The organism is Candidatus Desulfatibia sp. (assembly GCF_036446775.1).
Lineage (GTDB): Bacteria > Desulfobacterota > Desulfobacteria > Desulfobacterales > UBA11574 > Desulfatibia_A.
The window spans coordinates 1-4,610 of the sequence record NZ_JAZFTO010000291.1; the positions used below are offsets into that span (position 1 = coordinate 1).

The following is a 4,610-nucleotide window of genomic DNA, read 5'->3' on the forward strand; positions in this document are numbered from 1 at the left end:
TCAGCCGGGCCTGCGGGCGCCTGTCAGTTGGAAGCCTTTAAACAGCAATCCGCCGCCGAGTGCGATAAAGCCGCTGATAAAAAACAGCGTAAAAGAACCCAGGCTTTCAAAAAAAAGTCCGCTGATAAAAAACCCCACCATCAAACCCAGCCCGTAGGTTACGGCGTTATTGACGGCCTGCCCCAAGGTTTTGGCCTCAGCCGGTGTCACCGAATCGATGTAAAGAATACTGGCTACATGAAAGGTACCGTAGGTAAAAGCATGCAGCAGCTGCAAGAGCAGAATTGCCGCCGGTGATTTTGCAAAAAAAAGCGCGAACCATCTGAGCGCCGCCACCATGAACGAAAAAACCAGAACATTTTCCATGGAGAAGCGTTTGAATATCCGGTCCGATTTGATCATAACCAGAATTTCGGAAATCGTCGCCAGAGCCCAGGCAATGCCGATAAATGTTTTGTCGTAGCCCATATCTTCAAGATGGATGGAAAAAAAACCGTAATAGGTTCCATGGCTTACAAGCATTAAAAAAGCGCAGAACAGGAAAACGATAACGCGCCTTTTGACGAGTACCTTGGCTTTAATGCTAAATGATGCATAATTTTTTATCCGTATGTCGGGAATTTTGGTGGAAATAGCGGCTTGAGTCAAAGAACCTAAAAAAATAAGGCCGATAATTATGTCTATGGAGTATAAGTCGATGACTCGGCCGAGCACAACGACCGTCATGATAAAGGCCAGAGAGCCCCACGCCCGGAGCCGGCCGTAGCTTTTCTTCTCCTCGCCCAGTACATCCATGGTAAACGCTTCCAGAAAAGATATGATCGGCGCGTAAAAAAGAGCGTATAAAACCGTAATGGCCAGCATGCTCCAGAAATCGCTGTAAAAAAAGAACAAAGCCCATATCGCTGTACTGACAAAACTACACAGAATATATAGCGGTTTCCGGATTTGAAAGCGGTCTGCCAGAACGCTCCAGATGAGAGCGAACAAAATCATGACAACAGACCTTAAAGCCGAGAGACTGCCTATTTGAAAACCGCTAAAATCGAGATTGTAGCAGTATAGATTAAAATAGGGCAAAAAAATGCCCATAACGCCGAAGTATAAAAAGTACTGGGAACCGATAACAAATTTGAATGCATGGTTGGCAGCTTTATCCATAGTCCGTGTCATACGGCATTTGCCGGCAAAACACAATCTGCCCAGATTTTCTTTACAAATTTCTGCAATAGTGATAGTTTACTGCGACGTTTAACTAGTTTGACGGAGGCAAGGGCAACACTGATATCAGCAATAAAATCGTGTTACGATTTTATGAAACTCCCGTCCCGCTTTCAGCGTGACGGGATCTGATGGCGAAAGGCACCGCACTTTCTCCTTAAAAAGGATTTTATCTTTCATTTGAATTCATCCCGCGCTGCCCCGGTGCAGCGTGATCTACACTGCGTTCCGACAAGCAGCGGGGAATTCAAATTTAAAATGCAGGAGCCCCAAATGGACTATATTAAAATTAGATTCACTAAGGATGTTGGCCAGCTTAGTTCTGAGTTCGAAAAAACCTTTGAGGAGATGTTTAGAGTGATCAATCCCATGTTCACCCTTTCAGAACGGACATGGAAACCTCAAATGGACATCTATGAGACCCCTGATGAGATCATAATACTGGCAGAAATTGCCGGGGTTAAAAAAGAGAATCTCGAACTGGAAATCAGCAATAAGGCGGTCAGAATTTATGGTAATCGCACGGAATTCCCCAAGGCAGAAAACGCCACCTACAGGCTGGCAGAAATCCAATACGGTAAATTTAAACGCATCCTGTTTCTCCCGGCACCCATTGATCCTGAAGTGGTGTCGGCGTCCTATTCAAACGGTTTTCTCCAGATCCGTCTTGCCAAACTTATGCTTAATAAAACCTACAAAGTACCGATTACAGACGGATAACAGTTTTATTTGATTATTAATGCCGCCGGATACTGGTAAAAAGGCTGTTTTTAGAAACAGACTCAGGAGGTAAATATGACTCAGCAGCAGTCGCCCAAAGCTTTCAGCACGGAGGAAATGCCCAAAATTTTGCCCATTCTGCCTTTGTTTGATGTAGCGCTTTTCCCTAAAATGGTCCTGCCCCTGGTTGTCATGCAGGACGTGTCGATTCAACTCGTCGACGAAGCCATGTCACAGAATCGAATTATAGGACTTATTGTCTCAAAAGAACCCATCAAAGAAAACGGTTACACACATAAAGAACTATATACCGTGGGCACCAGCGCCATGATCCTTAAAATGGCAAAAGCTGAAGACGACAAAACCCAGCTGCTGGTTCAGGGTTTAGGCAGATTTAAAGCACAAAAGTATATCAAAGGTAAGCCGTATCTCCAGGCCCAGGTGGAACATATTGAGAGTATTGAAAAAATTGACAAGAAAATCCAGGCCTTGGTGTCCAATGTGATCAGTCAGTTTTCCCGAATTGCCGATCTTTCTCCCGGCTTGCCCCCGGAAATCGCCGCCATGGCCAAGACAATACAAGAACCCGGCATACTGGCCGACATGATCGCTTCTACAATCAATTCCAGCCTTGAGGAGAAGCAGACCGTTTTGGAAATGCTCGATGTAAAAAAGCGATTACAAGAAGTTACCCGGCTGATTAACTATCAGCTGGAAGTGCTGGAACTGGGCAACAAGATCCAATCTCAGGTAAAAGGAGACATGGACAAACGGCAAAGAGAATATTTTCTGCGCGAACAGCTCAAGGCGATTAGGGAAGAGCTTGGTGAAAAGGATCAGGCCACGGTTGAAGTCGACGACTACCGGGCAAAAATCGAGGAAAAAAATCTTCCCGAAGAAGCCCGTAAAGAGGCTGAGCGTGAACTCGACCGCCTGACCCGCATGCATCCCTCTTCAGCCGAATATACGGTGGCCTCAACCTATTTGGACTGGCTGACAGCGCTTCCATGGCATGAAAGCACCACCGATAATATGGACATCAAAAAAGCCCGCAAAATCCTGGATCATGACCATTTCGGGCTCTCAAAAGCCAAGAAACGCATTTTGGAATACCTGGCCGTACGCAAGCTGAAGCCGGAATCAAAGGGGCCGATTCTCTGCTTTGCCGGCCCGCCCGGCACCGGCAAGACATCCTTGGGGCGTTCCATCGCCCGGGCTCTGGGGCGCCGGTTTTTCCGTATTTCACTGGGAGGCGTCAGGGATGAAGCTGAAATCAGAGGGCATCGGCGCACCTATGTCGGAGCGCTTCCCGGACGGATAATTCAGGGCATCCGGCGATCCGGATCAAACAATCCGGTTTTTATGCTGGACGAAATCGACAAGGTAGGCAGCGATTTTCGCGGAGATCCTTCATCCGCCCTGTTAGAGGTACTGGATCCCGAGCAGAACTTTTCGTTTTCGGATCACTATCTGGATGTTCCCTTTGACCTGTCCAAGGTAATGTTTATCACCACGGCCAATATCCTCGATCCCATCCCACCTGCTCTGCGGGACAGAATGGAAGTATTGGAGCTTTTAGGCTACACCCTGGATGAAAAAATCAAAATTGCCAACCGTTACCTCATCCCTCGCCAGCGAGAAGCCCACGGCCTCAAAGCCAGCCAGATATCTTTCACTAAAGGCGCGGTGAAACATATCGTTATCGGTTATACCCGTGAAGCGGGCTTAAGAAATCTTGAGCGGGAAATTGCTAACATTTGTCGCGGAATTGCTGCCAAAATTGCCGAAGGTGATAAGGCTTCCGCTAAAATCAAGATAGACAAAGTTGCCGAGTATCTTGGCCCCGTACGAATGACATCCGAGGCCAAGGCCAGAATTTCCACGCCCGGCGTGGCCATGGGGCTTGCCTGGACTCAGACCGGCGGCGAGCTACTCTTCATAGAAGCCACTTCCATGCCGGGAAATAAGGAGCTGACCTTAACCGGTCAATTAGGAGACGTGATGAAGGAATCGGCAACTGCGGCCTTGAGCTTCATTCGAAGCAACGCAGCTTCCTTGGGAATTGCAGAGGATTATTTTCAAAAGCATGATATTCATATTCACGTACCGGCCGGTGCCATCCCTAAAGACGGCCCTTCCGCCGGTGTCACCATGTTAACGGCCTTGACTTCCCTTTTTACCGCTAAAACCATCAAAAAAGATCTTGCCATGACCGGTGAAATTACACTAAGGGGCCAGGTCCTGCCTGTCGGCGGTATCAAAGAAAAGGTTCTGGCCGCCCACCGGGCAGGTATTAAAACGCTTATTCTTCCAAAACGGAACGAGAAAGATCTGGAGGATATACCCCCAGAGGTTCAGGATAAAATCGAGTTTCACTTTGTCGACAAAATGAAGAATGTCTTAAATATCGCAATTAAAACCTAACCCGGATAAACCGGCCTCCGGCTCCGCTTCCAGCCCGTAGGGCTTACAGGCCGGAGGGTAGAGCCTACGCCTCGGAGAGAAAGAATAGCCACAAAGGCACCAAGACACAAAGAATAACTGTTTATTATAATTTAACTTCGTGTCTTGGTGTCTTGGTGGCGAAAATGTTTTGTTAGATAAATCCTTCGCAAATATGATGCGATTTTGATAGATAGGTACTAAAAAGTTATGATGGCTTTTAAGTC

At 47.2% G+C, this 4,610-nt stretch carries 3 protein-coding genes; 2 read left to right on the plus strand and 1 reads right to left on the minus strand.

From position 1 onward, the window contains the following. A complete protein-coding gene (locus tag V3S16_RS13700; protein ID WP_413885868.1) occupies positions 1-1,173 on the minus strand; it encodes an MFS transporter in 1,173 nt (390 codons plus the stop codon). A 321-nt stretch (positions 1,174-1,494) separates the two neighbouring features. Here V3S16_RS13700 and V3S16_RS13705 point away from each other — a divergent pair, with 321 nt between their 5' ends. Together V3S16_RS13705 and lon are read left to right on the plus strand one after the other, a co-directional pair. Beyond that, entirely contained in the window at positions 1,495-1,941 is a 447-nt protein-coding gene (locus V3S16_RS13705) for an Hsp20/alpha crystallin family protein (RefSeq protein ID WP_413885870.1), read from the plus strand. Positions 1,942-2,016: 75 nt separating this feature from the next. Further along, positions 2,017-4,365 (plus strand): endopeptidase La, encoded by a 2,349-nt coding sequence (lon, locus tag V3S16_RS13710; RefSeq protein ID WP_413885872.1) that lies wholly within the window; start codon positions 2,017-2,019, stop codon positions 4,363-4,365. Positions 4,366-4,610: the final 245 nt, after the last annotated feature.

Bases quoted from the DNA above. Each gene is read 5' to 3' on its own strand.
- V3S16_RS13700 (WP_413885868.1), bottom strand. From the start codon at position 1,173: ATGACACGGACTATGGATAAAGCTGCCAACCATGCATTCAAATTTGTT.
- V3S16_RS13705 (WP_413885870.1), top strand. From the start codon at position 1,495: ATGGACTATATTAAAATTAGATTCACTAAGGATGTTGGCCAGCTTAGT.
- lon (WP_413885872.1), top strand. From the start codon at position 2,017: ATGACTCAGCAGCAGTCGCCCAAAGCTTTCAGCACGGAGGAAATGCCC.